The following is a 23,014-nucleotide window of genomic DNA, read 5'->3' on the forward strand; positions in this document are numbered from 1 at the left end:
CCCGCCCAGAGACAGGCCTGACCCAGAGGATCCAGATGTCAGAGGACAAAGCAAACAACAGCCGTCGCCGGTTCCTGACCGGTGCGGTCGGTGTCGTCGGTGGTATTGGTGCGGCCTACGTCGCGGTGCCCTTCCTCGCGTACTGGAACCCCAGCGCGCGGACACGGGCCGCGGGGGCGCCGGTGGAGGTCGATGCCTCGACCATGCAGCCCGGGCAGAAGGTCAACGTGACCTGGCGCGGTCAGCCGGTCTGGGTGATCCGCCGCTCCGAGACGGCGATCGACTCGCTGGCCGGTCATGATGACGTGCTGAGCGATCCGGACTCCGCCGTCGCCAGCCAGCAGCCCGCCTACGCGCAGAACATGTATCGCTCGGTGGAGCCGGAATTCTTCGTGGTGGTGCCGATCTGCACCCATCTGGGTTGCATTCCCTCGTTCATGCCCCAGCCGGGATCGCTTGATACCAACTGGCCGGGGGGGTTCTTCTGCCCCTGTCACGGCTCCAAATTTGATAACGCGGGACGGGTCTACGCTGGGGTGCCGGCGCCGACCAATCTTGAAGTCCCCCCCTACCGGATCGCTGACAATGGCGTGATCGTGGTCGGGGAAGACCAGGAGGCGGCCTGATGAGTGACACAACCAAGGTGCAGGGTGGCGTGCTGGGCTGGGTGGACGCCCGTTTCCCGCTCAGCCGCATGTGGAACGAGCATGTCGGCGAGTACTACGCCCCCAAGAATTTCAACATCTGGTACTACTTCGGCGCGCTGTCGCTATTCGTGCTGGTCAATCAGCTGCTGACCGGCATCTGGCTGACGATGAACTACAACCCCTCGGCCGAGGGGGCGTTCTCGTCGGTGGAGTACATCATGCGGGATGTGGAGTGGGGATGGCTCATCCGCTATATGCACTCCACCGGCGCATCGGCGTTCTTCGTGGTCGTCTACCTGCATATGTTCCGGGCACTGCTCTATGGTTCCTACCAGAAGCCCCGCGAGCTGATCTGGGTGTTCGGCATGATCATCTATGTCGCGCTCATGGCCGAGGCCTTCATGGGCTATCTGCTGCCCTGGGGACAGATGTCGTATTGGGGCGCGCAGGTCATCATCTCTCTGTTCGGTGCCATTCCGGGCGTGGGCGAAGAGCTGGCGCTGTGGATCCGCGGCGACTACAACATCTCCGGCGTTACCCTGAACCGGTTCTTCGCCCTGCACGTCGTGGCGCTGCCGCTGGCATTGGTGGGTCTGGTGGTGTTCCACATCCTCGCCCTCCACGAGGTCGGGTCGAATAATCCCGACGGCGTCGACATCAAGAAGAACAAGGGTGCGGACGGCAAGCCGAAAGACGGCATCCCGTTCCATCCCTACTACACGGTCAAGGACACCTTCGGTCTTGGGGTCTTCCTGATCTTCTTCTCGGCGGTGGTTTTCTTCGCCCCGGAAATGGGTGGGCTGTTCCTGGAGCCGCCGAACTTCCAGCCGGCCGACCCCATGCAGACGCCGGCGCACATCGCACCGGTGTGGTATTTCACCGCGTTCTACTCGATCCTGCGGGCGATTCCCGACAAGCTCGGGGGCGTGATCGCGATGGGCTCGGCGATTTTCCTGCTGTTCCTGCTGCCATGGATCGATCGTGGGCGGGTACGCTCGGTGCGCTACCGCGGGCTCGGTCACAAGCTTGCGCTGGGCCTGTTTGCAGTGGCTTTCGTCTGCCTCAGCTACCTCGGCCTGCAGGCACCCTCGGACCTGTACTTTGGGCTGACGGTGACAACCTGGGCGCAGATCTGGAGCGCGGTGTACTTCGGCTTTTTCATCTTCCTATTCGCCTACACGGCGTTCGGGTTCGAGCGTACTAAGCCGGTACCGGAGCGGGTGACGGACTGATGAGAAAACTCCTCCTGATTGCCCTGCTTACCTGCCTGTCCGCGCCGGCATGGTCCGCCGGCGGCGGCGGTGACCTGATGGACGCCCGCGTTGATGTCTCCGACGAGGCATCGCTACAGCGCGGGGCGAAGCTGTTCGCCAACAACTGCATGGGCTGCCATTCCGCCGAGTATGTCCGCTGGAACGCCCTGCCCGAGGCACTGGGCGTGTCCATGGAAACGGTCGAGTCCAATCTGATCTATGGCGACTACACGCCCGGCGACACCATCAACGCCGCCATGCGCAGCGCCGATGCATCGGACTGGTTCGGCGCAGAGCCGCCGGACCTCTCGCTGACCGCCCGGGCACGGGGAGCCGACTGGGTCTATACCTATCTCAACAGCTTCTACCGGGATCCGGATGCCAGCATTGGCTGGAACAACACACTGCTTGCCAACTCCTCGATGCCCCATGTCCTCTGGCGGATGCAGGGGGTGCCCGAGGCCCGCTACGAGGAAAGTCACGGCGAGCAGCAGGTCGCTGAGGTGGTCCTGCCAGAGGGGCAGCAGGGTACGCTGAGCGAGTCGGGATACCACCGGGCGACGCGTGACATCACCAATTTCATGGCCTTCATGGCCGAGCCGGTCCGGGCCAAGCGCCAGGAGATCGGTGTCTGGGTGATCGGCTTTCTGGTGATATTCACCATCCTTGCCTATCTGCTCAAGCGCGAATACTGGAGGGACATCCACTGAGGAGTCAGCGAAGCGCGTCGACGGTCCCGCTGAGTCAGCGGCCGTCCATCGGGCTCTACAGTGACCCGCTCTCGGTGGACAGCCACCGGGTGCGGGTCGTCCTTGCGGAAAAAGGCATCGACGCCGATGTGGTCGAGGTGCTGCCCGACGGGCCGCCCCCCGAGGATCTGCCACAGCTCAACCCCTACGCGGAAACACCGACGTTGGTCGATCGTGATCTGGCGCTCTATGACCCGCGGGTGATCTGCGAGTATCTCGATGAGCGCTTCCCACACCCCCCGCTGATGCCTATCGATCCCGTCTCGCGCGCCAAGTCGAAACTGGTGATTTCGCGCATCGAGCGCGACTGGTACGGTCTCATGCATCAGCTCGAGCGTGCCGACCGGCGCCGGCGGCCGCCGATCCGCCGTCAGCTTGCCGAGAGCCTGCTGGCAGGGGCGGACGTATTTGATACCGGGCGTCAGTACTTCCTCAGCGATGACATCACCATGATGGATTGCGTGCTGGCGCCGGTGCTCTGGCGGCTGGGGCATTATGGTGTGGAACTGCCGGAGGGCGCTTCGGCGGTGGCCGCCTATGCGGATCGGCTGTTCAGCCGCGATGCGTTCGTGGCCAGTCTCACGCACACGGAAAAGGGAATGCGCAAAGCCTCATGACGCCGAGTCGGCCTTACCTGATCCGCGGTCTCTACGAGTGGATCGCGGACAACGATCTGACGCCCCACCTGCTGGTCAACGCCGAAGGCGAAGGCGTGGTGGCTCCACTCGAATTTGCCGACGCCGGTCAGCTGGTGCTCAACGTGGCCCCGGCGGCGGTGCGCGGGCTTGACCTGGGCAATGAACTGATTGCCTTCAGCGCCCGATTTGGCGGCCAGCCACGCCAGGTCAGCGTGCCGGTCGCCGAAGTCATGGCGATCTACGCCCGGGAGAATGGACGTGGAATGCTTTTCACTCCCGAGGATGGTGAGCACGATCCACCGCCGGATGGCAGTGACGGGGACTCGTCCTCCGATTCGTCGCCGGGCGGCAGGGGGCAGCCCGGGCTGCGCGTCATCAAGTAGCGGCCTGTTTTTGCCCGGGCGGGCGGTCAGCCGCCAAACAGCTGGTGGTCAATCAGATCACAGAGACAGTGAATGACCAGCAGATGGACCTCCTGAATGCGGGCGGTCACCTCGGCCGGGACACGGATCTCGATGTCTTCCGGGCCCAGCTTCAGCGCCATGGGTCCGCCATCGCGACCACTCAGGACCACCACCCGGGCACCGCGATCGTGGGCGGCGTCAATCGCGCGGATGATGTTGTCGCTGCCGCCACTGGTGCTGATCGCCAGCACCACATCGCCGGGCAGCGCAAGCGCGCGGATCTGCCGGGCAAAAACCTCGTTGAAATCGTAGTCGTTGGCGATGGACGTCAGCGTCGAGCTGTCAGTGGTCAGGGCAATGGCGGGCAGCCCCGGGCGCTCCATCTCGAAGCGGTTGAGCAGCTCCGAGGAAAAGTGCTGAGCGTCCCCCGCTGAGCCGCCGTTGCCGCAGCTGAGAATGCGGCCCTCGCGCTGCAGGCAGTCGACCATGACATGACCCGCCTGCTCGATGAACGCGGGCAACTGATCAAGCGCGGTCTGCTTGGTCTGGATGCTGGCGTGAAACTGTTGCGCGATCCGGTCGCTGGCGCTCATGGGTATCCTCTATTCGGTGGTGTTGGGTCATTCATCGGCGTGGAATGCATCCCGGATCCATTCCACACGGCCGGTGTCAGGCGTTACCGCGATCACGTCAAAACGCGTTGGCGGTTCACTGCGCTGGCGCTGCAGCCAGGCCTTGGCGGTGGCGATCAGCCGCCGGCGTTTGGCCGCGGTAATGCTGTCGATGCCGTCGCCAAATCCGCTTTGGTGACGGGCGCGTACCTCGACAAAGACGATCTCGCCGCGGTCCTCCATGATGAGGTCGATCTCGCCGCGCCGAATCCGAAAATTGCGCGCCCTGAGTTTCAGGCCCTCAGCCTCGAGGTATTCCAGGGCCAGGGCCTCGGCGGCGGCGCCGGTCTGGTGCGCGGCGATGGTCATGGCACCCGGTCCGTGACTGCCTCGCCGTCGGCACGGTTCAGTCGCCGGATGCCGGCCTCGGTCATCTGGACCGGCAGCAGTGCGCGCTGGATCTGCTGGCGTTCATTGATCGAAAGCCGTCCCGAAGCACCCGGCATGCTCAGTTCCGGGTCCCGAGCCAGTGCCGGGAGGCCGGAGAGCAGGCGATAACTGTCGATGCCCAGTGACTGCAGACGCAGGCGGGCCGCCGACGGATCGGCGGGGGACAGCTGTTGCTGGAGTGCGTCGGCCGCGGGTAGTGGGGCGTCATCCAGCAGCCAGGGCATACGAGCAAAGAGCAGCCCGTCGAGGTCGCTCCGCGCGCTGCTGTCGGGGTCGCCCGGGACGCTGGTGCCAACCCCGAAGATGGGCAGACCGATGCCGCGGTGGAAGCGCAACTGCGGCAGCACCAGGCGGGCGTCGGGCTCGCGGGCCGCCATGAACAGGCCATCGATGTCCTGGCGGCGGCGCGCCTCGAAGCCAAAGCGCTCGCCGGTGATGGACTCAAGGCGTTCGTGACGGGTTTCGCTGGCGTCGATGCCCAACAGCGCCTTGATCGGAAAGCTCAGGTCCTGCTGGTCGGGAGGGTAGCGCTGCTCGCCGACGATGGCCGCGTCCGTCTCGGTCAGTGCGGTTTTAAAAGCCGTGGCAACCCGGCTTCCCCAGTCGTCGTCGCGGCGGATGACCAGCATTCGCTCCTGACCCATCTGGTTGGCCAGCGCGGCGGTGGCCCTGGCGTCGTTCTCGGGCGCCAGCCCGAATTGCTGGAGGCGCGGCCCGCCGCGATCGCTGTCAATGCGGTTGAGGGCCAGGACCGGAACCGACAGATCCGTCGAGGCCACCAGATCGCGCAGCGCGGATTTTCGCAGCGGACCGATCACGCGCCCCGCCCCATCCGCGCGTGCCTGCTGATAGGCGGCGGTCACGCTCAGGCCGTCGGCGCCAACATCGAAGAATGCCAGTACGGGCTGGTCGCCGCTGTCGGCGCTGTCGGCGTGATAGGCCGCGAGCAGACCGTCGCGAATCCGCCGCCCGGCGCCGGCCCAGTCACCGCTCAGGGGGAGCAGTACCGCGACGCGGCGTGGCGGTGACAGATCGGCGCGTTGCATGGCAAGGATCCGCCGGATCAAGCGCTGGCTGATGCCAGCGTCCACCGCTGAGCGTCGATGATCGGCCAGAAAAGCCTGGGTGGCTTCGGCGTCCAGGGCGCGTTGACGCACGCCGATGGCAAGCTCAAGCCACTGCGTTATGACCGGCTGACGGGCGGAATCCGCGGCGCGCCGCAGCGCTGCCATCGGCGCCGCCTGCAGGGCCTGCCACAGGCGTGCCTCGCTACGCTGGCGCCGGACCGGCGACAGGGCCTTTCGATCCAGGGTGCGCCAGTCATTGATAGCCCCGATCCAGTCCCCGCTGGCCGCCTTCGCATCGATCAGTGCCTGAAGGCGGTACGGGGCCATGCGTGCGGAAAGCGGGGCGGGCAGGTTCTCGAGTCGGTCGATGATCTGGCGATCACTGAGGGTCTCGTCAAGGCGGGTGCGCAGGAGAATGGTGATGGCCTTGTTGTCCGCGCTGGCGATGGCGTCACGCTCGTTAAGCAGTCGCTGGGCGGCGGCCGGGTCGCCCATGGCCAGTGCAACGCGGGCCGCCTCCAGGCGCAGGCCGGTGGCGGTTGGCCCGGAGAAATCGCTCGCCGCCACGCGCAGCAGCGCGACGGCGCTGGCGGGGTCATTCACGGCGAGGGCCGACTCGGCCGCGTCGATGCGCGGGTGTTCCAGCGATGTCAGCGGGGCCGTGGCCTCGCGGGTTTCGAGGGACGAGCATCCGGCGACCACCAGCGCGGTGAACAGGGCAATGAGCGGCAGTCGCGGGGTGGGCACAGGCAGGCCTCGCGGTGGCATGGGCGGGCGGTTAAGCTGTCGAACTGTCCGAAAGTATCGAGTCCGGGGATAAACCGTGTCAAACCGCACCGGGACCCTCCATGTGGTCGCAACACCCATTGGTAATCTGGGCGATATCAGTCCCCGGGCCTGTGAGGTGCTTGGCAGTGCTGATCACATCGCCGCCGAGGACACCCGCCACAGTCGTCAGCTGCTGCAGCGCCTGGGGCTTCAGGGTTCGCTGATCAGTCTTCATGAGCACAATGAAAGCGCCCGGGTGGAGCGGCTGACCAACTGGCTTGCCGATGGCGAGTCGGTCGCGCTGATCAGTGATGCCGGCACTCCGCTGATCAGCGATCCGGGCTATCGGCTGGTGCGGGCCGTCCATCAGGCCGGCTACCCGGTGCTGACCGTGCCCGGGCCGTCCAGCGTGATCGCGGCGCTGTCCATCGCCGGGCTACCCACGGATCGGTTCAGCTACGAGGGCTTTCTGCCGTCGCGGGCGGGCCCACGCCAGCGTCGGCTGCAGGCCCTTGCGGATACGGCCTGCACGCAGGTGTTTCTGGAAGCCGGGCGGCGTCTGCCCGCCACCCTCGAGGCGATGGAGCATGCCTTCGGCGCCGAGCGCGAGGCAGCGATCTGCCGTGAGCTGACCAAACGCTTCGAAACGACCCGTGTCGACGCGCTGGCCGGTCTGCGCGCATGGGTTGCGGGCGACAGCGATCAGTGTCGGGGCGAGTTCGTCCTGGTGGTCGGGCCGGCGCCAGAGCCGGCCGTCGCCCCCGCGCCGGGTCTGCCCGCGACGGATGAGCTGGTGCGTCTGCTACGCCACGAGGGGCTTGGGGCGAAGTCGACGGCGCGGGTGCTGGCGAGACTGACCGGCGCGTCGGTCAATCAGCTCTACCAGCAGGTGCTCGAGCAGGACTCGAATCCCCGCGGCTGATGCGGCCGGGATGATAGACTGTTCATGGAAGTCGGCCGGGCAGTCGCGGCGCCCCAGGGCGTCGAGGAAAGTCCGGGCTCCATAGGGCAGGGTGCCAGGTAACGCCTGGGCGGCGAGAGCCGACGGAAAGTGCCGCAGAGATCAGACCGCCGATGGCCGTGTCCGCACGGCACAGGCAAGGGTGAAAAGGTGCGGTAAGAGCGCACCGCACGCATGGCAACATCGCGTGGCACGGTAAACCCCACCCGGAGCAAGACCGAATAGGGGAGTGCAAGCACGGCCCGTGCGAGCTCCCGGGTAGGTCGCTTGAGGTGCGTGGCGACACGCATCCCAGAGGAATGATTGCCCTCGACAGAACCCGGCTTACAGGCCGGCTTCCACTCTTTTTGATCCCCCGCCCCTGCGCGATCCACCGGTCCGTGAATCGGTAAAACCCCCCACTATTTGGCCTGTTTTCGTAAGTCTCTGTCAGGACGGGGAAAATCCCTTCTGCGTTGGCTTGACGGGGCATACCCGGCTGTCTACAGTGTGGTCATAAGTGGGAAAAAGTGGTGAAGAATGGCAGCCACGGGTCGCCTAAGGGGAATAAATTGTTTCGCGGTGTCACCCAGATCAATCTTGACGCAAAGGGGCGCATAGCCTTCCCCAGCCGCTATCGCGAGCGGCTGTCGAGCCTTTGCGACGGGAATCTGGTGGTCACCGTCGACCGCGACCACTGCCTGTTGATCTACCCCCTGCCGGAGTGGGAGGACATCGAGCAGAAGCTGGTCCGGCTGCCCAGCCTCAACCCTACGGCTCGACGTCTGCAGCGGCTGCTGATCGGTCATGCCACCGAATGTCCGCTGGACGGTAACGGCCGGATACTGCTGCCGGGTCCGCTGCGGAGCTTCGCCGGACTCGACAAGCGCACCGTGCTGATCGGCCAGGGCAACAAGTTCGAGCTCTGGGACGAGGACAGCTGGACGACGCGCCGGGATGAATGGCTGGCGGAAGGGACCGATGCCGAGGAGCTGCCGGATGACCTGCAATCGCTGTCGCTCTAAGGGGGGTGAGTGGTGAACGCGCCACGAGAGCATGCGGCCGTCATGCGCGACGAGGCGGTGGCCGCCCTCGCTCCGCGGATCGACGGTGTGTATGTGGACGCCACCTACGGACGCGGCGGCCATGCCGGGGCGCTTCTCGAGGCGCTGGGTGAAGGGGCACGCCTGTGGCTGGTGGATCGTGATCCCGAGGCCGTCGCGCAGGCGTACGAACGCCACGGCCATGATCCCCGCTGCCGGATCCTGCAGGCCAACTTCGCCGAACTGGGCGTAGAGCTGCGCGCCGCCGGTCTGGCGGGCCGGGTCTCCGGGATCCTTCTGGATCTGGGCGTGTCCTCTCCCCAGCTTGACCAGCCCCAGCGTGGCTTCAGCTTCATGCGCGAGGGACCGCTCGACATGCGCATGGACAATGGCGGGGGCGAAACGGCAGTCGAGTGGCTTGAGCGGGTCGATGCCGGCACGCTGGTGCGCGTGCTCAGGGAGTACGGCGAAGAGCGCTACGCCCGTCGCATTGCGGCGGCGATTGTGGCGGCGCGGGACGCCGCCGCGCTGCCGCAGACCACCACGGGACTGGCTCGGCTGATCACCGAGGCGGTGCCGCGGCCCGAACCGGGTCGCCATCCGGCGACACGCAGCTTTCAGGCGATCCGTATCCACCTCAATGGCGAGCTGGAATCGCTGAGCCGGCTGCTCGATGACATCTGCGAGTTGCTTGAGCCCGGCGGCCGCCTGGTGGTGATCAGTTTTCATTCCCTCGAGGACCGTCGCGTCAAGCGTTTCATGACGCGCAACAGCCAGGTCGGCGATCTGCCGCCCGGGGCCGGTGTCGTGCCCGCGGAAAAGCGCCCGGGGCTGCGCCGCATCGGGCGCGCCCACCGGCCCGCCGAAGCCGAGGTGCAGCGCAACCCACGCGCACGCAGCGCCACCCTGCGCATCGCGGAGCGGTTGCCATGAAACGCCCGATCCTTACATTGCTGCTACTGGGCGTGCTGGCGGTGGGCTCGGCGGTTGCGGTGGTGGAGGTGCGCCACGAAACCCGCAGTCTTTTCGTCACCCTCGAGTCACTGCGCGACAACCGTGATCAGCTCAACACCGCATGGCGGCAGCTGCAGCTCGAGCAGGGTGCCCTTGCCATGCAGTCCCGGGTCGAGCGCATTGCCCGTGAGTCCATCGGTCTCAAGGCGATCGATCCACAGAACACGACGCTGATCCGGCTGGAATCCGGGGGCGAGCGACAATGAACCGGCGCAAGGCCCGCTCCGTGGCACCGCCGGCGTGGCGTCGTGTGCTGGTGCTGGTCTTGCTGCTGGCGCTGCCGGTGGTGTTGATGGCGCGGGCCGTATCGCTGCAGCTGATCGATGGGCCGTTCCTGCAGGGACAGGGGGAGCAGCGTCATCTGCGGGTGGAATCCCTGCCCGCGCATCGCGGCACGATCCGCGACCGGCAGGGCCAGCCGCTGGCCATCAGCGCACCGGTGGACTCGGTCTGGGCGGATCCGCGCGTGACCACACAAGAGGCTTCGCAGCAGGATCTGGCCGCGCTGGCCCGCCTGCTCGACACCGATCCGGCCAGGCTGCGTTCGGACCTGAACGAGCGCCGCGAACGGGCGTTTTTCTACCTCGAGCGCCATGTCAGCCCGGACCTTGCCGCCCGGGTGAGCGCACTGGATGTCCCCGGCGTCGCCCTGCAGCGTGAATACCGCCGGTTCTATCCCACTGGAGAGGTCAGTGGCCATGTGCTCGGCTTCACCAACATCGATGATCACGGCCAGGAGGGCCTCGAACTCGCCTACGATGATTGGTTGTCCGGTGAGCCGGGCGCCAAGCGGGTTCTGCGCGACCGCCACGGGCGCAATATCGAGGATGTCGAGCGACTGCGCGAGCCTGATCCCGGGCATGATCTGACACTGACCCTCGACAAACGCCTGCAGTACGTCGCCTACCGCGAGCTCAAGGCCGCCGTCGAGCGGCATCAGGCCGCCAGTGGCTCCATCGTGCTGATGGACGCGGACAATGGCGACATCCTGGCGATGGCCAATCAGCCTTCGTTCAATCCCAATCGCCGCTCGGAGATGACCGGTGGGCGTTACCGCAACCGCGCTGTCACCGACATCTACGAACCCGGCTCGGTGGTGAAGCCGTTTACGGTACTGGCGGCGCTGCGCACGGGTCGCTATACCCCCGAGACCGTCGTCGAGACGGCGCCGGGTGTCATGCGGGTGGGTGGCCATCAGGTGCGTGATGTCCGCAATTTCGGCGAGCTCACGGTCGCCGGCGTGCTGCGCAAGTCGAGCAATGTCGGTGCCGCGCAGATGGCGCTGTCCCTCGAGTCGGGGCAGGTCTGGCAGACACTCAACAGCCTCGGCATTGGCGAACCCAGTGGCGTGGGGCTGCCTGGCGATAGCGCTGGCAGGCTTTCTTCCATGCCCTCGGAGCGCCCCATCGAGCGGGCGACCCTCGCCTTTGGTTACGGCCTGTCGGTGAGCAATCTGCAGCTGGCAAGGGCCTACTCGGCCATCGCCTCCGGTGGGGAACTGCCCACGCCCGCGCTGATCGCGGACGGGCGCCGGCCGGACCCCGAGCGGGTGATGAGCGCCCGGCGCGCCGCCCAGCTCCGCGAAATGCTGACCGCTGTGACCGAGTCCGGAGGCACGGCGACACAGGCGGCCATTCCCGGCTATCAGGTCGCCGGCAAGACCGGCACCAGCCGCAAGGCCGTGTCCGGCGGTTATGCGGAGGACCGTTACATCTCGACCTTTGCGGGCATGGCACCGGCCAGTGACCCGCGTTTTGTGGCCGTGGTGACAATCGATGAGCCCAGCGGTGATGCCTACTACGCGGGCCCCGTGGCCGGGCCGGTGTTTGCGGCGGTGATGGGTGACGCGCTGCGGTTGTATAACGTGATGCCCGATGCAGCCTTCGACCAGCCGGGTCTGACCGTGGCCGGCGGAGAGTCGCCATGAGCCGGGTCTGGTCCGCCGAAGCGCTGCTTGCCCCCTGGCTGGTGGATGCCCGGTTGAAGGGCGTTGGCGTGACCGGTATCGCGCTTGATGCCCGGCAGCTTGCCCCGGGTGGCCTGTTTCTGGCGTTGGCCGGTCATCGGGCCCATGGCCTGGACTATCTCGATCAGGCCCTCGCGGCCGGGGCGGGCGTGGTGCTCTATGAACCCGCGGCCGGGCAGGACCACCCCGCCATCGCCGCGCGCTGCGACGCGGCCGGCGCCGTGGCCATCGCCCGGGCCGGCGTCGGCGCGCTGGCCAGCGCCATCGCCGGTCGATTCTACGATGAGCCATCGCAAGCGATGACGGTGATCGCGGTCACGGGCACCGATGGCAAGACCTCGGTCTCCCACTACATCGCCCAGATGGCCGAAGATCTGCAGGGACCGGCGGCGGTGATGGGGACCGTAGGCTGGGGGCGCCCGGGGCAGCTCCGCGCCTCGACACAGACCACCGCCGATCCGGTCAGTATTCAGGCGCGCCTGGCGTCGCTGCGGGACGACGGCATTTGCTGCGTGGCGATGGAAGTCTCCTCGCATGCCCTGGCGCAACACCGAGTGGATGGCGTGACGTTTGCCACCGCAGTGCTGACCCATGTGGGGCGCGATCATCTTGACTACCACGGCTCGGCGGCGGCCTATGGCGCCGCCAAGCGTCGTCTGTTCGCGTGGCCCGGCCTGCGCCGTCAGGTCCTCAATGGGGAGGATGCCGTGGGCGCGGATCTGGCCGCGCATCCGCTATCGGACGCCACCCCAGTTGTCTACGGCCGGACGGGTGCCGCTGATCTGTGCCTGTCGCGGCTCGAGCGTCGGGCGGAGGGGCTCGAGCTGGGCATCGATCATGCCGGTCGGCAGCATACCGCTCACCTGCCGCTGATCGGCGATTTCAATGCCCTCAACGCCCTCGCGGCGCTGGGCGCATTGATCGAGCCCGGCAATGTGCCGGCGGCGCTGGGAGCATTGGGCCGGCTGCAACCGGTACCGGGTCGCATGGAGCGATTCACCGTGGAGGGCGGTCCGGTGGTGATTGTCGACTATGCGCACACCGCCGGGGCCCTCGCGGCGGCGCTCGATGCCCTGCGACCCCATGTCCGCGGCCGGTTATGGGTGGTCTTTGGCTGCGGGGGCGATCGTGACACCGGCAAGCGGCCCCTGATGGGAGCGGCTGCCGGCCAGCGCGCCGATGGCATCATTCTGACCAGCGACAACCCCCGTTCCGAGTCGCCGGCGGCGATTCTCGAGGCCATCCGGGCCGGCTGCGCGGGCCACGGTGACTGCCGGGTCATCGAGGATCGCGCAAGCGCGATCACCGCCGCCATCGAAATGGCCGGTCCCGGCGATGCCGTGCTGATCGCCGGCAAGGGCCACGAGACCGAGCAGCAGATCGGCGCCACGGCCCACGCCTTCAGTGATCGTGACTGTGCGGCCAGCGTGCTGTCGCGGAGGGCGGGCTGATGGAAGCGGTGCGGTTGCTGTCCCTGGTGACTGAGTTCGGCGGCGAATCGCGGGGCGGTGAGGTGACCGTCACAGGGGTCGCCATCGATTCACGCCGCGTCAGCCCCGGGGACCTGTTCATTGCCCTGCGTGGCGAGCGGATCGACGGACACGAATGCATCGATGCCGCGGCCCGGGCCGGTGCCGCGGCCGCGCTGGTCGATCACTACACCGACGCGGCGCTGCCGCAGTGGCGGGTGGACAACCCGCAGCGGGTGCTCATCGAGCTGGCCTGCCGCGCCCGGTCGGCGAGCCGTGCCCGGGTGGTGGGTGTGACCGGCAGCAATGGCAAGACCACGGTCAAGGAAATGCTCGCCGCCATCCTCGGGCGCTGCGGTACCACCCGGGCCACTGAAGGCAACCTGAACAATGAGCTGGGGGTGCCGCTGACGCTCTGTGGCATCGATCCGGATGATGACTTCGCCATCGTCGAGATGGGCTGCGGTAAACCCGGCGATATCGCGCTGCTGGCAAGCTGGGCGCGTCCATGGGTCGGTGTGGTGACACATGCCGGTCCGGCCCACCTGGAGGGTTTTGGCAGTGTGGCGGCGGTGGCCGACTGCAAGGGCGAGCTGTTCGAGGAACTGCCGGCCAAGGGTTATGCCATCGTCAATGCCGACGACCCCTACGCGGCGGTCTGGGAGCAAAAGGCGGCGCATTGCCATATAAAGCGCTTCAGCCTCGACGGCCATGCCGCCGACGTCACAGGGGTGGAGCGGGCCGACGGCCGGCTCGAGATCCGTTTCGAGGATGCCGCCATCACCGCCGCGGTGGCCCTGCCCGGGCGTCATAACCGGGCCAATGCGCTGGCGGCCGCCGCCGCGGCGCGTGCGGCCGGGGCCAGCCTCGAGGCCATCGCCGACGGGCTCATGGCCGTGGCCCCCGTCGCGGGACGACTTCAGTATCGCGACGGCCTCGCCTCGATGACGCTGGTGGATGACAGCTACAACGCCAACCCGGCTTCCCTGACGGCGGCACTCGAGACACTGACCGCGACCGGGACACCGCTCTGGCTGGTCCTGGGCGATATGGCGGAGTTGGGCGATGCAGGCCCGGCGCTGCATCGCCGCGCGGGCGAGCAGGCCCGCGAGCTGGGGGTCGAGCGCTTATTCGCCACCGGTCCGCTCGCGGCCCATGCGGCCGAGGGCTTCGGTGCCGGCGGCGCCGGATTTGCGACCCGCGCTGAACTGGTGGAGGCGGTCAAGACCGCCGCCCGGCCCGGGATCAACGTGCTGGTCAAGGGATCGCGCTCGGCGGCGATGGATGAAGTCGTCGCCGCACTGGCGGCCGGCGGGTCAGGGGAGGGACGCGCATGCTCCTGATGCTTGCCGAACAGCTGGAGGCGTTCTACAGCGCGTTCAATGTTTTTCAGTATCTGACCTTCCGGGCCATCCTCGGCACGCTGACGGCGCTGGGCATCGGTCTGCTGGTGGGGCCCTGGCTGATCGGTCGGCTGCAGCGTCATCAGGTCGGCCAGTATGTCCGCACCGATGGGCCGGTCAGTCATTATTCCAAGGCCGGCACACCCACCATGGGGGGCGCCCTCATGCTGGTGGGCATTGGTGTGGCCACGCTCCTGTGGGGGGATCTGACCAATCGCTATGTCTGGCTCGTGCTGCTCACGACGCTGACCTTCGGGGCGATCGGCGGCACCGACGACTGGCTGAAACTCACCCGCGGCAGCAGCGAAGGGCTGCGGGCCCGCTCCAAACTGCTGCTGCAGAGCATTGCCGCGCTGATTGCCGGCGCGGTCCTGTTCGCGATGGCCACTTCACCCGTCCAGACCACGCTGATCCTGCCCTTTCTCAAGGATGTGGCGATCCCGCTGGGCATCCTGCTGATTCCGCTGACATGGCTGGTGGTGGTGGGCGCCTCGAATGCGGTCAACCTCACCGACGGGCTCGATGGCCTTGCCATCATGCCAACGGTCCTCGTCGGCGGTGCCCTGGGGATCTTCGCCTACGCCAGCGGCAATGTGAATTTCGCCGATTATCTGGCGATCCCCTACGTCGCCGGGGCGGGCGAGCTGACGGTTTTCGTCGGCGCGCTGGTGGGCGCGGGGCTGGCCTTTCTGTGGTTCAACACCTATCCGGCGCAGGTGTTCATGGGCGATGTCGGGTCGCTGGCGATGGGTGCGGCCCTGGGCATGATCGCCATGGTGGTCCGTCAGGAGGTCGTGCTGTTCATCATGGGGGGCGTGTTCGTCGCCGAGACGGTATCGGTGATGATCCAGGTGCTCTGGTTCAAGCGCACCGGGCGTCGCGTCTTTCGCATGGCACCGCTTCATCACCACTTCGAGCTCAAGGGTTGGCCGGAACCGCGGGTCATCGTGCGGTTCTGGATTGTCTCGGTGGTGCTGGTGCTCATCGGTCTGGCCACGTTGAAGCTGCGATGACGGGAGAGGCACACATGCACACCGGCATCGAATGGGATCAGATGGTGGTCGGTCTGGGCGAGTCCGGCCATGCGGCGGCCTGTCATCTGGCCGATGCGGGCCATCGCGTCGCGGTCATGGATACCCGCGTGGACCCGCCCCGGGGCGCTGCTCTGCGGGCGCAGCATCCGGATGTTCCGGTCATCACCGGCGATCTGGATGAGCGGCTGCTGGCTGACGCCGATGAAATCGTCCTCAGCCCCGGGGTCGATCCCCGCCATCCCGCACTGCGGGCGGCGCAGCGGCGCGGGCAGTCGATCATCGGCGAGATCGAGCTGTTTGCCCGGGCGGTGAACGCCCCGGTGATCGCGATCACCGGCTCCAACGGCAAGACCACCGTCACCCGTATGGTCGCGGCGATGGCCGAGCAGGCCGGAATCGATGTCGCCGCCGGTGGCAACCTTGGCCCGGCGGCGCTTTCGCTGCTGGCGAGCCAGCCGCGCGCCGAACTGTTCGTGCTCGAGCTGTCGAGTTTCCAGCTCGAGACCACCGTATCGCTGCAGCCGCAGGTGGCGGCCGTCCTCAATCTGAGCCCTGATCACCTTGACCGCTACGATGACATGGCGGCCTACGCCGCAGCCAAGGCGCGGATCTTCCGCCATGCCGGACACGCGGTCCTCAATGCTGACGACCCCTGGGTAAGGGGCATGGCGGGCGACGCCGCCGCCGTCCACCGGTTCGGCGACGCTGCGCCGCCGGCATCGGCCTGGCGAATCGGCCGGCACCACGGCGACGCCTGGCTGATGGCCGGCGAGACGCCGGTGATGCCGCGCGACGCCCTCGCCCTGCCGGGGCACCACAATGCACTGAATGCGCTGGCGGCGCTTGCCATCGGCGAGGCCGCCGGTCTTGACCGCGACGCGATGGTGACTGCCCTGACTGCATTCCGGTCACTGCCGCATCGCACCGAGTCGCTCGGCTGGCGGCAGGGCCGTCAGTGGGTGAACGACTCCAAGGCCACCAATGTGGGTTCCGCGATTGCGGCGATCCGTGGGCTGGAAGGGCCGCTGGTGTTGATCGCCGGCGGTGACGGCAAAGGCCAGTCGTTCGCCGCTCTGGGAGTGGCGCTGGCGGAGACCGGCCGCGCGGCGGTGCTGTTCGGCCGCGATGCGGCAGCGCTCGCCGACGCCCTTGCCGGCCATGTGGACGTGACCACGGCGGCCGATCTGGACGCAGCCCTGCAGGCCGCACGGCGCGTATCGCGGCGCGGGGATGTGATCCTGCTGTCGCCCGCCTGTGCCAGTCTGGATCAGTTCACCGACTACCGTGCACGCGGCGATCACTTCCGCCGTTGGGTGGAGGCGCTACCCCATGACTGAGCGCCTGTCACTGTCCGTACTCACCGCGCCCTTCGCAGGCCGGCTTCCGGCCGCTGGCGAATTCGACCGCCCGCTGCTGGTGGCGATCCTGGTCCTGGCGGCGCTGGGACTGGTGATGATGGCGTCGGCCTCGGTGGCGATTGGCGAGGCATCCAGCGAGTCGGCCACGCATTTCCTGCGGCGTCAGGCGGCGTTTCTGGGGCTTGGGATGCTGGCCTTCGCGGTCTGCCTGCGCATTCCCCTGACCTTCGTGGCCGCCGTATCCGCGCCGCTGCTGGTCCTGTCGTTCGCGCTGCTGATCGCCGTGCTCATTCCGGGGGTCGGGCGCGAGGTGAATGGCGCTACCCGCTGGATCCCGCTGGGACCGGTCAATCTTCAGGTCTCGGAATTCATCCGACTGTTCGTGCTCATCTATTTCGCCGCCCTTCTGGCGCGTCATGGGGAGCGGGTCCGGGCCTCCGCGGCGCCGATGCTGCCGGTCGCGCTGGTGATGGCGGCGGTGGGCGCGCTCCTGCTGGCGCAACCCGACTTCGGCGCCCTCGCGGTGCTCGCGGCCACGGTGGGTGGTGTGCTGTTCATCGCCGGCGTGCCGCTACTGATCTTTGTGGTGTTGGGCACTGTCGCGGTGTTGGCGGGAGTCGCGCTGATCATTGCCGAACCCTATCGCCTGGAGCGCTTCACGGCGTTCACCGACCCCTGGGCGGATCCGTTCGCCAGTGGCTTTCAGCTCACCCAGTCGCTGATTGCCGTCGGCCGTGGCGAGTGGCTGGGGGTTGGTCTCGGCAACAGCGTCCAGAAGCTTTTCTATCTGCCGGAGGCGCATACCGACTTCGTCTTTGCCGTGATGGCCGAAGAGCTCGGCGTGGTCGGCATGGCGGTCACCATCGGCCTGTACAGCTTCATCGTGTGGCGCGGCTGCGGCATCGGGGCGGCCAGTCTGCGCAGCGGGCGGCTGTTCGGTGGCCTGCTGGCCTACGGGGTGGCCATTGCATTCGGGCTGCAGGCGTTCGTGAACATGGGCGTCAATCTGGGACTTCTGCCCACCAAGGGCCTGACCCTGCCGTTGATGAGCTACGGCGGTAGCAGTCTGATCGTGACCGCGCTGGCACTGGGGCTGCTGATGCGGGCCGATCTCGAGTGCCGGCAAGCCGGCCGGGCGGCCAGTCAGCGGCCGCGGCGGAGGGCGACATGACCCCGCGACCGATCCTGATCATCGCCGGTGGCACCGGCGGGCATGTCTTCCCGGCGCTGGCCGTGGCCGAGGTCCTCGCCCGGCAGTCGGTGCCGGTGATCTGGCTGGGAACACCGCTTGGCCTCGAGGCCCGCGTGGTTCCCCAGGCCGACATCCCCCTCGAGACAGTGACCGTGCGGGGCCTGCGCGGTAATGGCTGGGCCGGATGGCTCAAGGCGCCGTGGATGGTGGCGCGGGCGGTTTTTGAAACGCTCGCGGTACTGCGTCGGCATCGGCCGCGGGCGGTCCTGGGAATGGGTGGCTACGTGGCGGGGCCGGGAGGCATTGCGGCCTGGCTCCGGAAGATCCCGCTGATCATTCACGAGCAGAATGCGATTGCCGGGCTGACCAATCGGCTGCTCTCGCGGCGGGCCACCCGCGTGCTGACCGGGCTGGACGCGACGTTCCCCGGTGATCGGGCGACGACCTTTACCGGCAATCCGGTGCGCGGTGCCATCACCGCACTGGCCGAGACGGACCCGGCGCCGGCGGCGCCCCATCCGCGGCTGCTGGTGATCGGCGGCAGTCTCGGGGCGCGCACCCTCAACCGGGTGGTGCCCGAAGCGCTCGCCCGGCTGCCTGTGGCGGAGCGGCCGACGGTGCTGCACCAGGCGGGCGAGCGGAGTCTGGAGACGGCCCGGTCCGGCTATCGCGAGGCGGCCATTGAGGCGGATGTCCGTGCCTTCATCGATGATATGGCGGGCGCCTATCACGCTGCCGATGTGGTGATCTGCCGGGCCGGCGCGCTGACCGTCTCGGAACTGGCGGCGGTGGGACGCGCCGCGATCCTGGTGCCGTATCCCTACGCCGTGGACGATCATCAAAGCGCCAACGCCCGGTTTCTGGTGGAGGCCGATGCGGCGCGGATGATCGCCGACGATGCGCTGTCGGCGGAGGGCCTGGCGGCGGTGCTGCGGCCGCTGCTGACCGAGCCGGCGACGCGGGCCCGGATGGCTGCCAACGCCCGGCATGTCGGACGCCCGCGGGCGGCCGAGCAGGTCGCCGATATCTGCCTGGAGGTGAGCGCATGAACAGCCTCCAGCCCCAGACCCCGGGTGGCCCCGGCGCCATGGGCCCGGTCCAGCGTCTGCATTTTGTGGGCGTCGGCGGGGCCGGCATGGGCGGCATCGCCGAAGTCCTGCTCAACCTGGGCTACACGGTCAGCGGTTCGGATCTGCGTGAGAATGCCGTGATCGAGCATCTCCGCGGTCTGGGTGCGGGCATCGCCATCGGGCATCGGGCCGAGCAGGTGCGTGACGCCGATGCGGTGGTCATCTCCAGCGCCGTCACCGAAGACAATCCCGAGGTGATCGCCGCCCGGGCCGCGCGTGTGCCCGTGGTCCCACGCGCCGAGATGCTCGCCGAGCTGATGCGCTTCCGGTTTGGTATTGCGGTGGCGGGCACCCATGGCAAGACCACCACCACCAGCCTGGTGGCGAGCATCCTCGGCGAGGCGGATCTGGATCCGACCTTCGTGATCGGCGGCCGGCTGAACAGCGCCGCCAGTCATGCACGCCTTGGCACCGGCCGTTATCTGGTTGCCGAGGCGGATGAAAGCGATGCCTCGTTCCTCTATCTCAACCCCATGCTCGCGGTGGTCACCAATATCGATGCCGACCATCTGGAGACCTATGGTGGTGATTTCGATCGGCTGCGCGCGACGTTCATCGAGTTTCTCCACCACCTGCCGTTCTACGGGCTGGCCGTGCTCTGCGACGATGATGCCGAGCTGCGCTCACTGGCCGGCGAACTGGCGCGGCCGGTGCGCACCTACGGGTTTTCCGCCAGTGCCGACGTCCGGGCAACCGATGTCGTTGCCGACGCCGGCCGCAGTCATTTCACGGTGCGGGCCGAGGGATTCGAGCCGATGCCGGTCACCCTCAATCTGCCCGGCCGCCACAATGTGCTCAATGCGCTGGGGGCCATTGCCGTGGCCCGGGCGCTGAATGTTGCCGATACCGCGATTCAGCAGGCCCTCGGGGCGTTCGCCGGCATCGGCCGGCGCTTCCAGCAGCTCGGGCGGCTGCCCGTCGCCGGCGGCAGCAGCCTGCTCATGGACGACTATGCGCATCATCCCCGCGAGATCGAGGCGGTCACCGAGGCGCTGCGCAGTAACTGGCCGGGACAGCGGCTGGTGGTGATTTTCCAACCCCATCGATTCACCCGCACCCGCGATCTGTTTGACGACTTCGCGCGGGTCCTGGGCGAGGCCGATCTGCTGCTGGTCACCGAGGTCTACGGCGCCGGTGAAGCCCCACTGCCCGGCGCCGACGCCCGCAGTCTGTGCCGCGCCATCCGGCTGCGCGGTCAGGTGGACCCGGTGTTCGTCGGCGACCTTGATGAGCTGATCTCGATCCTGCCGGCCATGCTGCGGGCCGACGATGTGGTGATCACCCTCGGTGCCGGCAGCATTGGCACGGCGCTGCCGCGGCTGCTGGCCGGGGAGGCACGGTCATGACGATGGCTCACGGTCAGCTGCGTCAATCCGTTCCCATGGCGCGCCACACGACCTGGCGCGTCGGTGGCCCCGCGGCGCGGGTCTATGAACCAGTGGACAGCCGTGACCTGGCCCGCTTTCTGGCCAGCGATCAGGCCGTCGAGCCGTTCCACTGGCTGGGTCTGGGCAGCAATCTGTTGATCCGCGACGGCGGCCTGCAGGGGACCGTGATCCGCCTGCACCGGGGACTGTCCTCGCTGCAGGATCAGGGCGAGGGGCGGATGCGGGTCGATGCCGGTGTCCCCTGCGCGAAGCTGGCGCGGGAATGCGGCCGACGGGGTTATGTCGGGGCGGCGTTCTTTGCCGGCATCCCGGGTACGACCGGCGGCGCGCTGGCGATGAATGCCGGTGCCTGGGGCGGTGATACCTGGTCGCAGGTGGAGTCAGTGGAAACCGTCGATCGTCACGGCACCCTCCGCGAGCGTGATCCCGCCGACTTCGCCGTGGGGTATCGCGAGGTACGCGGAATGGAGGGTGAGTGGTTTACCGCCGCGACCTTCCGTTTTCAGCCGGACGGTGATCCGGCTGCACTCAAGGCCCGGGTCAAGGACCTGCTCGCCGAGCGGGCCGAGAAGCAGCCCACCGGCATTGCCAGTGGTGGGTCGGTGTTCCGGAACCCGCCCGGTGATCATGCGGCGCGGCTGATCGAGGCGGCCGGGCTCAAGGGCGCCCGCCAGGGCGGCGCCCGGGTGTCCGAGAAACACGCCAACTTCATCGTCCACGACGGCGAGGCCTGCGCGGCCGATATCGAGGCGCTCATCGACCGGATCCGGGCCACCGTGCAGGCCGTTTACGGCGTCACCCTGGAGACCGAGGTCCGCATCATCGGGGAGGCGTTGTCCCATGACGCTTGATGCACACCTCCAGGGGCATGATCCCGGCCGGGTGGCCGTGCTGATGGGCGGCCACTCGGCGGAGCGCGAAATCTCACTGGCCAGCGGCGGCGAGTGCCTGGCGGCGCTGCAGGCGATGGGGGTCGAGGCCACGGCCTTTGACCCCGCCGAGCGCCCGGTGGCGGCCCTTGCGGACTATGACCGTGCTTTCATCGCCCTGCACGGGCCGGGCGGCGAGGATGGCGTGATGCAGGGTGCGCTGGAGGCCATGGGCATCCCCTACACCGGCAGCGGCGTGCTGGCCTCGGCCCTCGGCATGGACAAGCTGCGCAGTAAATGCATCTGGCAGGCGATGGAGCTGCCCACGCCGGCTTTCCGTGTGCTGCGGCATGGCGACGACCCGCAGGCGGTGGTCGAGGCGCTGGGGCTGCCGCTTTTCGTCAAGCCGCTGCGTGAGGGGTCAAGCATGGGCACGGCCCGGGTGGATCGCGGCGCCGACCTGGCCGCGGCGGCCGAGCAGGCGCGGGCGTTTGGTGGGGCGGCGCTGGTCGAGCGCTGCATCGACGGCCCCGAATACACGCTTGCGCTGCTGGCGGACCGCGACCTGCCCGCCATTCGCATCGAGGTGGATGAACCGTTTTATGACTACCGCGCCAAGTACCAGTCCGAGTCCACGCGGATGGTCCTGCCCTGCGGTCTGGACGTGGCGGCCGAGGCGCGGATGGCGCAGCTGGCGCGTCGCGCTTTTGCCGCGATCGGCGCCTGCGGCTGGGGGCGTGTGGATGTCATGGCGGATTCCGAGGGCGGTCTGTGGCTGCTCGAGGTGAACACCATCCCGGGCATGACCGATCACTCGCTGGTGCCGGCTGCGGCCGCATCCGCCGGGATCGGGATGCACGAGCTGGTGGCGCGGATTCTGCTGACGAGCTGGAGGCATGGTGACGGACAGTGAGCGGTTTTGTGAGCCAACGCGCGGCGCTGTTGCTGTTGCTGGGATGCCTGACGGCACTCGGCGCCGGCGCCCTGCATGCCCTCGACCGGGGCTGGGTGGGGCCGTTGCTGCCCCTCGAGCGGATCGGCTTCGACGGCGAGCTGGCGCGCCTGCAGGCCTCGGAGCTGCGCGCGGCGCTGAGTGGATCGCTGCAGGGCGGGTTGCTAACCGCCGACGTGACCGCGATCCGCGAGGCGGTCGAGTCGCGGCCGTGGGTGGCCACGGCGACCGTCCGGCGGGTCTGGCCGGATGCCCTGCGGGTCACCATCGATGCGCATCAGGCAGTGGCGATCTGGGGGGAGGGCGCGCTGATGAACGCCGATGCCGACCTGTTCCGGCCCAGCCCGCTGCCGGACCTGTCGCTACCGGCCCTGGCCGGTCCGCCGGGCAGTGCCGAGCGGGTGCTCGCCCGTTATCGGGCGCTGCAGGCCCGGCTCGAGCCAGTCTCTCTGAAGGCCGTGGCGCTGACGCTGAACGAGCGTCGGGCGTGGACGCTGACACTCGACGGTGGCGGGGTCGTGCGTCTGGGCCGCGACTCGGTCGACGCCCGCCTGGCGCGCTTTGTCGCCGCCTGGCAGCAGTTGCCCGAGACCGATCAACGACAGCCGGCGGTGGCCGATCTGCGCTACCCCGATGGATTTGCCCTGCGGTGGCAGGACGAGGAATGAG

The 23,014-nt window shown here is 67.9% G+C and carries 23 protein-coding genes and 1 other RNA gene; 21 read left to right on the forward strand and 3 right to left on the reverse strand.

Annotated features, from left to right (window positions below; all coding sequences use genetic code 11):
* Nucleotides 1-35: 35 nt before the first annotated feature.
* From petA to FPL11_RS07245, 5 genes are read left to right on the forward strand one after another with little or no spacing between them, the layout of a single operon-like run.
* On the forward strand, nucleotides 36-626 hold the full coding sequence (petA, locus tag FPL11_RS07225; protein WP_144348025.1) for a ubiquinol-cytochrome c reductase iron-sulfur subunit: 591 nt from the start codon (nucleotides 36-38) through the stop codon (nucleotides 624-626).
* A complete protein-coding gene (locus FPL11_RS07230) occupies nucleotides 626-1,879 on the forward strand; it encodes a cytochrome b (protein ID WP_144348026.1) in 1,254 nt (417 codons plus the stop codon). The genes petA and FPL11_RS07230 overlap by 1 nt, the downstream gene beginning before the upstream one ends.
* Nucleotides 1,879-2,610 carry a cytochrome c1 gene (locus FPL11_RS07235; protein WP_144348027.1) on the forward strand — a complete coding sequence of 244 codons (732 nt, stop codon included), beginning with the start codon at nucleotides 1,879-1,881 and terminating at the stop codon, nucleotides 2,608-2,610. Before FPL11_RS07230 ends, FPL11_RS07235 begins: the two co-directional genes overlap by 1 nt.
* A gap of 29 nt (nucleotides 2,611-2,639) precedes the next feature.
* Complete coding sequence (locus FPL11_RS07240) at nucleotides 2,640-3,266, forward strand: glutathione S-transferase N-terminal domain-containing protein (RefSeq protein WP_370456332.1); 627 nt, start codon at nucleotides 2,640-2,642, stop codon at nucleotides 3,264-3,266.
* On the forward strand, nucleotides 3,263-3,670 hold the full coding sequence (locus tag FPL11_RS07245; protein WP_144348028.1) for a ClpXP protease specificity-enhancing factor: 408 nt from the start codon (nucleotides 3,263-3,265) through the stop codon (nucleotides 3,668-3,670). The genes FPL11_RS07240 and FPL11_RS07245 overlap by 4 nt, the downstream gene beginning before the upstream one ends.
* Before the next feature lie 26 nt (nucleotides 3,671-3,696).
* Here the strand turns inward: FPL11_RS07245 and FPL11_RS07250 are convergent, their stop codons facing one another.
* From FPL11_RS07250 to FPL11_RS07260, 3 genes are read right to left on the reverse strand one after another with little or no spacing between them, the layout of a single operon-like run.
* Nucleotides 3,697-4,284 (reverse strand): phosphoheptose isomerase, encoded by a 588-nt coding sequence (locus tag FPL11_RS07250; RefSeq protein WP_144348029.1) that lies wholly within the window; start codon nucleotides 4,282-4,284, stop codon nucleotides 3,697-3,699.
* 27 nt (nucleotides 4,285-4,311) lie between these two features.
* Complete coding sequence (locus tag FPL11_RS07255; protein ID WP_144348030.1) at nucleotides 4,312-4,671, reverse strand: YraN family protein; 360 nt, start codon at nucleotides 4,669-4,671, stop codon at nucleotides 4,312-4,314.
* Nucleotides 4,668-6,587 (reverse strand): penicillin-binding protein activator, encoded by a 1,920-nt coding sequence (locus FPL11_RS07260; RefSeq protein ID WP_159308498.1) that lies wholly within the window; start codon nucleotides 6,585-6,587, stop codon nucleotides 4,668-4,670. The genes FPL11_RS07255 and FPL11_RS07260 overlap by 4 nt, the downstream gene beginning before the upstream one ends.
* Before the next feature lie 55 nt (nucleotides 6,588-6,642).
* Here FPL11_RS07260 and rsmI point away from each other — a divergent pair, with 55 nt between their 5' ends.
* The 16 genes from rsmI (at nucleotide 6,643) to FPL11_RS07340 (ending at nucleotide 23,013) form a co-directional block, all read left to right on the forward strand.
* On the forward strand, nucleotides 6,643-7,509 hold the full coding sequence (rsmI, locus tag FPL11_RS07265) for a 16S rRNA (cytidine(1402)-2'-O)-methyltransferase (protein ID WP_144348032.1): 867 nt from the start codon (nucleotides 6,643-6,645) through the stop codon (nucleotides 7,507-7,509).
* 27 nt (nucleotides 7,510-7,536) lie between these two features.
* An RNA gene (gene rnpB, locus FPL11_RS07270) (RNase P RNA component class A) lies at nucleotides 7,537-7,891 on the forward strand.
* A gap of 208 nt (nucleotides 7,892-8,099) precedes the next feature.
* Complete coding sequence (mraZ, locus tag FPL11_RS07275; protein WP_110882941.1) at nucleotides 8,100-8,552, forward strand: division/cell wall cluster transcriptional repressor MraZ; 453 nt, start codon at nucleotides 8,100-8,102, stop codon at nucleotides 8,550-8,552.
* Nucleotides 8,553-8,561: 9 nt separating this feature from the next.
* Nucleotides 8,562-9,503, forward strand: a complete 942-nt coding sequence (rsmH, locus tag FPL11_RS07280; RefSeq protein WP_425473429.1) for a 16S rRNA (cytosine(1402)-N(4))-methyltransferase RsmH — start codon at nucleotides 8,562-8,564, stop codon at nucleotides 9,501-9,503.
* Nucleotides 9,500-9,790 (forward strand): cell division protein FtsL, encoded by a 291-nt coding sequence (gene ftsL, locus FPL11_RS07285; protein WP_144348033.1) that lies wholly within the window; start codon nucleotides 9,500-9,502, stop codon nucleotides 9,788-9,790. Before rsmH ends, ftsL begins: the two co-directional genes overlap by 4 nt.
* Nucleotides 9,787-11,511, forward strand: coding sequence for a peptidoglycan D,D-transpeptidase FtsI family protein (locus FPL11_RS07290; protein WP_144348034.1), 1,725 nt, complete (start codon nucleotides 9,787-9,789; stop codon nucleotides 11,509-11,511). Before ftsL ends, FPL11_RS07290 begins: the two co-directional genes overlap by 4 nt.
* Entirely contained in the window at nucleotides 11,508-13,001 is a 1,494-nt protein-coding gene (locus FPL11_RS07295) for a UDP-N-acetylmuramoyl-L-alanyl-D-glutamate--2,6-diaminopimelate ligase (protein ID WP_144348035.1), read from the forward strand. Before FPL11_RS07290 ends, FPL11_RS07295 begins: the two co-directional genes overlap by 4 nt.
* On the forward strand, nucleotides 13,001-14,362 hold the full coding sequence (locus FPL11_RS07300) for a UDP-N-acetylmuramoyl-tripeptide--D-alanyl-D-alanine ligase (RefSeq protein WP_144348036.1): 1,362 nt from the start codon (nucleotides 13,001-13,003) through the stop codon (nucleotides 14,360-14,362). The genes FPL11_RS07295 and FPL11_RS07300 overlap by 1 nt, the downstream gene beginning before the upstream one ends.
* Nucleotides 14,353-15,435 (forward strand): phospho-N-acetylmuramoyl-pentapeptide-transferase, encoded by a 1,083-nt coding sequence (gene mraY, locus FPL11_RS07305; protein WP_144348037.1) that lies wholly within the window; start codon nucleotides 14,353-14,355, stop codon nucleotides 15,433-15,435. The genes FPL11_RS07300 and mraY overlap by 10 nt, the downstream gene beginning before the upstream one ends.
* Nucleotides 15,436-15,449: 14 nt before the next feature.
* Nucleotides 15,450-16,793: a UDP-N-acetylmuramoyl-L-alanine--D-glutamate ligase gene (murD, locus tag FPL11_RS07310; RefSeq protein ID WP_144348038.1), complete on the forward strand. Its 1,344-nt coding sequence runs from the start codon at nucleotides 15,450-15,452 to the stop codon at nucleotides 16,791-16,793.
* Nucleotides 16,786-17,985, forward strand: a complete 1,200-nt coding sequence (gene ftsW, locus FPL11_RS07315) for a putative lipid II flippase FtsW (RefSeq protein ID WP_144348039.1) — start codon at nucleotides 16,786-16,788, stop codon at nucleotides 17,983-17,985. Before murD ends, ftsW begins: the two co-directional genes overlap by 8 nt.
* Nucleotides 17,982-19,055: an undecaprenyldiphospho-muramoylpentapeptide beta-N-acetylglucosaminyltransferase gene (gene murG, locus FPL11_RS07320; RefSeq protein WP_144348040.1), complete on the forward strand. Its 1,074-nt coding sequence runs from the start codon at nucleotides 17,982-17,984 to the stop codon at nucleotides 19,053-19,055. The genes ftsW and murG overlap by 4 nt, the downstream gene beginning before the upstream one ends.
* Nucleotides 19,052-20,482 (forward strand): UDP-N-acetylmuramate--L-alanine ligase, encoded by a 1,431-nt coding sequence (murC, locus tag FPL11_RS07325; protein WP_144348041.1) that lies wholly within the window; start codon nucleotides 19,052-19,054, stop codon nucleotides 20,480-20,482. The genes murG and murC overlap by 4 nt, the downstream gene beginning before the upstream one ends.
* On the forward strand, nucleotides 20,479-21,375 hold the full coding sequence (gene murB, locus FPL11_RS07330) for a UDP-N-acetylmuramate dehydrogenase (RefSeq protein WP_144348042.1): 897 nt from the start codon (nucleotides 20,479-20,481) through the stop codon (nucleotides 21,373-21,375). The genes murC and murB overlap by 4 nt, the downstream gene beginning before the upstream one ends.
* Nucleotides 21,365-22,306, forward strand: a complete 942-nt coding sequence (locus FPL11_RS07335) for a D-alanine--D-alanine ligase (protein WP_144348043.1) — start codon at nucleotides 21,365-21,367, stop codon at nucleotides 22,304-22,306. The genes murB and FPL11_RS07335 overlap by 11 nt, the downstream gene beginning before the upstream one ends.
* Nucleotides 22,303-23,013 carry a cell division protein FtsQ/DivIB gene (locus tag FPL11_RS07340; protein ID WP_144348044.1) on the forward strand — a complete coding sequence of 237 codons (711 nt, stop codon included), beginning with the start codon at nucleotides 22,303-22,305 and terminating at the stop codon, nucleotides 23,011-23,013. The genes FPL11_RS07335 and FPL11_RS07340 overlap by 4 nt, the downstream gene beginning before the upstream one ends.
* Nucleotide 23,014: the final 1 nt, after the last annotated feature.

The organism is Spiribacter aquaticus, assembly GCF_007625215.1.
Taxonomy (GTDB): Bacteria; Pseudomonadota; Gammaproteobacteria; order Nitrococcales; family Nitrococcaceae; genus Spiribacter; species Spiribacter roseus.

What these genes read in the sequence shown, in the direction of transcription:
- petA (WP_144348025.1), top strand. Translation starts at nt 36, where the DNA reads ATGTCAGAGGACAAAGCAAACAACAGCCGTCGCCGGTTCCTGACCGGT.
- murC (WP_144348041.1), top strand. Translation starts at nt 19,052, where the DNA reads ATGAACAGCCTCCAGCCCCAGACCCCGGGTGGCCCCGGCGCCATGGGC.
- ftsW (WP_144348039.1), top strand. Translation starts at nt 16,786, where the DNA reads ATGACTGAGCGCCTGTCACTGTCCGTACTCACCGCGCCCTTCGCAGGC.
- murB (WP_144348042.1), top strand. Translation starts at nt 20,479, where the DNA reads ATGACGATGGCTCACGGTCAGCTGCGTCAATCCGTTCCCATGGCGCGC.
- FPL11_RS07260 (WP_159308498.1), bottom strand. Translation starts at nt 6,587, where the DNA reads ATGCCACCGCGAGGCCTGCCTGTGCCCACCCCGCGACTGCCGCTCATT.
- mraY (WP_144348037.1), top strand. Translation starts at nt 14,353, where the DNA reads ATGCTCCTGATGCTTGCCGAACAGCTGGAGGCGTTCTACAGCGCGTTC.
- FPL11_RS07250 (WP_144348029.1), bottom strand. Translation starts at nt 4,284, where the DNA reads ATGAGCGCCAGCGACCGGATCGCGCAACAGTTTCACGCCAGCATCCAG.
- FPL11_RS07300 (WP_144348036.1), top strand. Translation starts at nt 13,001, where the DNA reads ATGGAAGCGGTGCGGTTGCTGTCCCTGGTGACTGAGTTCGGCGGCGAA.
- FPL11_RS07230 (WP_144348026.1), top strand. Translation starts at nt 626, where the DNA reads ATGAGTGACACAACCAAGGTGCAGGGTGGCGTGCTGGGCTGGGTGGAC.
- ftsL (WP_144348033.1), top strand. Translation starts at nt 9,500, where the DNA reads ATGAAACGCCCGATCCTTACATTGCTGCTACTGGGCGTGCTGGCGGTG.
- FPL11_RS07235 (WP_144348027.1), top strand. Translation starts at nt 1,879, where the DNA reads ATGAGAAAACTCCTCCTGATTGCCCTGCTTACCTGCCTGTCCGCGCCG.
- murD (WP_144348038.1), top strand. Translation starts at nt 15,450, where the DNA reads ATGCACACCGGCATCGAATGGGATCAGATGGTGGTCGGTCTGGGCGAG.
- murG (WP_144348040.1), top strand. Translation starts at nt 17,982, where the DNA reads ATGACCCCGCGACCGATCCTGATCATCGCCGGTGGCACCGGCGGGCAT.
- FPL11_RS07295 (WP_144348035.1), top strand. Translation starts at nt 11,508, where the DNA reads ATGAGCCGGGTCTGGTCCGCCGAAGCGCTGCTTGCCCCCTGGCTGGTG.
- FPL11_RS07255 (WP_144348030.1), bottom strand. Translation starts at nt 4,671, where the DNA reads ATGACCATCGCCGCGCACCAGACCGGCGCCGCCGCCGAGGCCCTGGCC.
- FPL11_RS07290 (WP_144348034.1), top strand. Translation starts at nt 9,787, where the DNA reads ATGAACCGGCGCAAGGCCCGCTCCGTGGCACCGCCGGCGTGGCGTCGT.
- FPL11_RS07245 (WP_144348028.1), top strand. Translation starts at nt 3,263, where the DNA reads ATGACGCCGAGTCGGCCTTACCTGATCCGCGGTCTCTACGAGTGGATC.
- FPL11_RS07335 (WP_144348043.1), top strand. Translation starts at nt 21,365, where the DNA reads ATGACGCTTGATGCACACCTCCAGGGGCATGATCCCGGCCGGGTGGCC.